General features: G+C 59.6%; 3 protein-coding genes. All 3 read right to left on the reverse strand.

The features are described from left to right. Window positions 1–136: 136 nt before the first annotated feature. On the reverse strand, window positions 137–1765 hold the full coding sequence (locus tag ACODSV_RS36075) for a vWA domain-containing protein (protein WP_150056353.1): 1629 nt from the start codon (window positions 1763–1765) through the stop codon (window positions 137–139). A 95-nt stretch (window positions 1766–1860) separates the two neighbouring features. Continuing rightward, window positions 1861–2490 carry an amidase gene (locus ACODSV_RS36080; RefSeq protein WP_190301011.1) on the reverse strand — a complete coding sequence of 210 codons (630 nt, stop codon included), beginning with the start codon at window positions 2488–2490 and terminating at the stop codon, window positions 1861–1863. Window positions 2491–2535: 45 nt separating this feature from the next. Further along, window positions 2536–2970 (reverse strand): RDD family protein, encoded by a 435-nt coding sequence (locus ACODSV_RS36085; RefSeq protein ID WP_024072712.1) that lies wholly within the window; start codon window positions 2968–2970, stop codon window positions 2536–2538. Window positions 2971–3168 lie beyond the last annotated feature (198 nt).

Raw genomic sequence — 3168 nt, forward strand, 5'->3', positions numbered from 1 at the left:
GCTGTGTTTTGGGGCTGCTGCGCAGCCCAACGCGGGGCAAGCCCGCTCGCCACAGGCGATTCCAGTTTGCTGCGTCACAGCGCCAAGCCGGAGATTTATCGGGACCTGCCACATTTGATCAGTGTCATGTTCGAGATCAGGGTTTGAGACCTTGGGCCAGTTCCACCAGTTGCACGAACTCGTTGCGCAGCCCGAACGGGTCATCGCCACGGGCCGAGCGCGCCAGTGCGGCAGTGTCCTGCAAACTCATGCTGCCAGTGTAGCGGCCATCGCCCTTGAGCTGTTGGGCGAAGGCCGCCACGGCCGCGGAGAAGCGCAGGTCGTCACTGGCCTTGGTGGTTACGTTGCTGACGGGGCGTTCGATCAGTTGGCTGTCACCTCCCGCAGCAGGCTTGTAGCGCACACGCACCATGGCCAGTTCGCCCGTGTTGTGTTCAGCCTTCGGCTCGCGGGTGTAACGCAAAGGCTCCAACCAACCTTTCTCGCCCTTCGGCACAATTTCGTACAGCGCGGTAACCGTGTGCCCCGCGCCGATTTCGCCGGCGTCGACTTTGTCGTTGTTGAAATCCTCACGCTTCAGCGCACGGTTTTCATAGCCCAGCAGGCGATATTCACTGACACGCGCCGGGTTGAATTCCACCTGCAACTTCACATCCCGCGCCACCACCGACAGGGTCGAACTGAGTTGATCCACCAGCACTTTGCGGGCTTCACGCAGGTTGTCGATGTAGGCGTAGTTACCATCGCCCGCATCGGCCAGTTGTTCCATCAAGTGTTCGTTGTAGTTATCCACACCGAAGCCCAGGGTGGTCAGCGAAACGCCGCTTTTACGCTGGTCGACGGCCATTTGCTTGAGGCTGTCGAAGTCGCTGACGCCCACGTTGAAGTCACCGTCGGTGGCCAGCAGGATGCGGTTGATGCCCTTGTCGATAAACCCCTTGCGGGCCATCTGGTAGGCCAGTTCGATGCCGGATGCGCCGGCGGTGGCGCCACCGGCAGTGAGCTGGTCGATAGCACTGCGGATCTTGGCCTTGTCGCGACCGGAAGTCGGTTCGAGCACCACGCGGGACTCGCCGGCGTAGACCACCAACGACACACGGTCCCGGTCGCGCAGTTGATCTACCAGCACTTTCAGGGTGCTTTTCACCAGAGGCAAACCTTCGCGGCGGTCCATGGAGCCGGACACATCCACCAGAAACACCAGATTGGCCGGCGCCAGGTCGGCCACAGCGCGGTCAGAGGCCTTGATGCCAATGCGCAGCAGTTGAGTGCGGGGGTTCCATGGGGTGGCGGCGACTTCGGTGGTCACGCCAAAGGGTGAGCCGTCGGTGGGCAACGCGTAGCTGTAGGGGAAATAGTTGACCATTTCCTCCAATCGCACAGCGCCTTCGGGCGGCAGGCTGCCTTGATTGAGGAAACGTCGTACGTTGGCGTAGCTGCCGGTGTCGACATCGACGCTGAACGTCGAGACGGGCGTTTCCGCCACACGGTGCACGGGGTTGTCCGGCAGGTTTTCGTATTGCTCACGGGGCTCGCTGCGATAGTCCAGCACGGCGGATTCCTGCACGAGCATCGGCGCAGGCATCGCCACGCGCTTGACCAAAGCGCCCGGCACCTGCGCGCTGTGCAGCTCGGCGATGGGCGCAGGCTCAATCGGCTGGGCGACCTCAGGGGCTGACGACAGCCCGCACCCGGCCAGTGTAACCAGCAAGGTAACGGCAAAGCCCTGGGCCGCAGGACGCAACAACAGCAGAGTGTGGGACATGAGCTGAACCTCGTGAATGAATAATCCGTTCACAAGGTCAGACGCAAGCTTAGGGCGGTTCGGGTTAATGCACGTTTACGAGATTGACCCGCCTCTCAACGACAAGGACGATCCGCCGCCGGTGTCGACTGCATCGCCTGGGGGATGGCGTGGTTCGGCGCCTGCAACTCGTAGACAAAGAACGGGCAACGCACGCCCATCTTGCCCTCGACATCACCGCCGTAGACCATGCCGACATAGGCCTCGTACTGCCTGCCCTTTTCAAAGGTGTACACCCGCGACAGCGCCGGGCATTTACTGTAGGTGCTGCCGTAGCTGCCCACCCCCAATTCTTCGCGTACCAACAGGAACGGCTTGCCCGCCGGCACCCGGTACTCGGCCACGATCTCGGCATACACCCCTTCGGCCATGCGGGTCATCCCCAGGTACTCGGCCATCTTCGGCAGCACGCGCGGCGCCATGCCTAACCGAGGCGGTACCAGGGGTGACTGTGGGTAGTTGATGCTCGGCTTGTCACCGTCATAAAAACGCCCGGCCTTGGCCAAGCCTTGCTCATTGCCCACACACCCCACATAGCTGCCGCCACGCACTTCGCCGTTGGTGATCACGCGTAACCGGGCGGTGTCAGTACCGCTGGCAGGCTCGACATAGGCCACCCAGGGTTGACGATTACAAGCGCCCAACAGCAAAAGTGAACTGATCAAGGCGAGGGACTTCAGCGTCATAGACAGGTTTCCATACAGTCAACGGGATGCAGTAGACGGTAAATCTCAGAGATTGATCACGATCGTCTTGGCCAACATATCGCCCAAGCGACGGCGCAGGCCGAACAGTACAAAAAGACCGTCCAGCACTATGAACAGCATCTTCGGAAAATTGCGCAGGAACGACTGGAACAGCGTGCAGTTCGTGGGGTACGGGTAACCCACCACGGCCGTGCGGCACACCCGCTTGCCCAGGCTCTGGCCATTGGGCAAGGCATCGCAAAACAAGTAGTACCCGAAGGCTGAAAACAGCAGCACATAGTGGAGGCCATCAAACAATGCCGGGCCTCCTGCAGAACCCAGATAGAAATAGGCGTAGTCCAGGTTTCTGTTCAAAAACAGCAGGAAAAGCACCACCGCTATATCGATGAAATAGCCGAGCAGGCGCTTGCCTGGGCTGGCGAGGTTCCAGGTGCCAGCGGTCGATACTGATTCGCTCATACAGTCATTTATCCAAAAGTCGAAGAGATGTCATTGAGGCCGGCACATGTTGTACGTGCCCGTTCGCGTCCATACGCTGTGGCTTTAACATCATGGTGTTTGTGGCTGTTCTGTGGAAAAAGTGACGAAAAAGGGGACGGATTTGAATGGCACTTACTTAACAGCTAACCTTCTGATATGACTACAAAAAATGAAAAA

It is taken from the genome of Pseudomonas sp. FG86 (assembly GCF_057808775.1).